We start from the raw sequence: 1,896 nt of genomic DNA, 5'->3' as shown, positions 1-1,896 counted from the left end.
GCTGATCGCCCCGATGCCGATGTAGCCGTGCGGCTCGTTCTGCCCGTAAGGCTCGTTCTGCCCGTGCGGCTCGTTCTGCCCGTCCGGGCGGCAGCGGCGTCCGCTCAGGACTCCTCGTCGCCGGGCTTCGCCTCGCCGTCGCCGTCACCGTCGATCTCGGCCTCCAGGCCGAGCTGCTCGACGAGCCACTTGTCGAACTCGATCGAGGCGCGCACCCAGCTGACCGTGGAGGACACGAAGTGCTCCAGGGAGACGCCGACGCCGATCAGCATCTGCGCCTCGCCGATGAGGCGGACGCTGCCGTCGTCGTTGGTGTGCGTGTAGACCTTCGGCCACAGGGTGCGGCGGTTCCAGTCGTCGATCGCTTCGAGAAGCTTGGGCTTCTCCTCGATGGCGTGCGCCCGGTCGTAGAAGGTGCGCACCGAGAAGACCTGCTGCTCCTCCTCGCCGCGGAACATGAAGTACGTGCGGAACTGCTCCCACGGCGCGGCGAGGTCGCCCTCGTCGTCGACGACGTACTTCAGCTCCATCTGTTCGAGGAGCTGCTTGACCAGATCCTGGTCGGGGATTACGGGGCCTGCCGGACCCTCCTCCTGGGGTTCGGGCTGGCCCCCGAAATTCGGAATCGAGGACGGGTCGATGCTCACCGTGGTTTTCCCTTCGTACGGTTGCCGACATCCTCCCCCACACCCGCCCCGTCCTGGCAAGCCCGGACGGGGCGGGTGGTTACGGAAGGGACCGTTCCGGCCGCGGGGGCTCCGGTTCAGCCCGCGGCCGCTCCGGTGCCGGCCGCTCAGCCCGCGGTGGCGGCTCCAGTGGCGGCCGAGGTGACCGTAAGGCCGTCCGAGCCGGGCACCCGGTCCACCCGGACCGTGTCCCCGTCGCGGATGTCCCCGCCGAGGATGGCGCGGGCCAGCTGGTCGCCGATGGCGGTCTGCACGAGGCGGCGCAGCGGGCGCGCTCCATAGGTGAGGTCGACGGCGTCGCCGGCCTCATCCGGGTCATGGCCGAGGGTGGCCAGCCAGGTCAGCGCGGCGTCCGTGACGTCCAGGGTGAGCCGGCGGTCGGCGAGGCGGCGCTGGAGGTGGTCGATCTGGATCCGGGCGATCCGCTGGAGCTGGTCGGTGCCGAGCGCGTGGAAGACGACGAGGTCGTCGAGGCGGTTCAGGAACTCGGGCCGGAAGGAGGCCCGTACGGTCTCCAGCACCTTCTCCTTCTTCTGGTCCTCCTTGAGCAGCGGGTCGACGAGGAACATCGAGCCGAGGTTGGAGGTCAGGATGAGGATGGTGTTGCGGAAGTCGACGGTCCGTCCCTGGCCGTCGGTGAGCCGCCCGTCGTCGAGGACCTGGAGCAGGATGTCGAAGACCTCGTGGTGGGCCTTCTCCACCTCGTCCAGGAGCACGACGGTGTACGGGCGCCGGCGCACGGCCTCGGTGAGCTGGCCGCCCTCCTCGTACCCGACGTAGCCGGGCGGGGCGCCGACCAGCCGGGCGACGCTGTGCTTCTCGCTGTACTCGCTCATGTCGATGCGGACCATGGCCCGCTCGTCGTCGAAGAGGAAGTCGGCGAGCGCCTTGGCCAGCTCGGTCTTGCCGACGCCGGTAGGGCCGAGGAAGAGGAACGAACCGGTGGGCCGGTCGGGGTCGGCGATGCCGGCACGGGTGCGGCGCACGGCGTCGGACACGGCGCGTACGGCCTCGGTCTGGCCGATGAGGCGCTTGCCGAGCTCGTCCTCCATGCGCAGCAGTTTCTGCGTCTCGCCCTCCAGCAGGCGGCCGGCGGGGATGCCGGTCCAGGAGGCGACGACGTCGGCGATGTCGTCGGGGCCGACCTCGTCCTTGACCATCGAGTCCTTGCCGGAGGCGGCGGCCTCCTGCTCGGCCTCGGCGGCGGCGG

The 1,896-nt window shown here is 70.5% G+C and carries 2 protein-coding genes; both read right to left on the bottom strand.

All coding sequences use genetic code 11. The features are described from left to right. Positions 1 to 104: 104 nt before the first annotated feature. Positions 105 to 647, bottom strand: coding sequence for a YbjN domain-containing protein (locus tag ACFU99_RS42245; RefSeq protein WP_363128319.1), 543 nt, complete (start codon positions 645 to 647; stop codon positions 105 to 107). A gap of 146 nt (positions 648 to 793) precedes the next feature. Further along, positions 794 to 1,896: AAA family ATPase (locus tag ACFU99_RS42240; RefSeq protein ID WP_384403726.1), on the bottom strand; the 1,103-nt coding region annotated here is incomplete at its 5' end.

It is taken from the genome of Streptomyces sp. NPDC057654 (assembly GCF_042800135.1).
Lineage (GTDB): Bacteria > Actinomycetota > Actinomycetes > Streptomycetales > Streptomycetaceae > Streptomyces.
The sequence above is the reverse complement of the archived record's forward strand: the minus strand, read 5'-3'. Positions and strand labels throughout refer to the sequence as shown.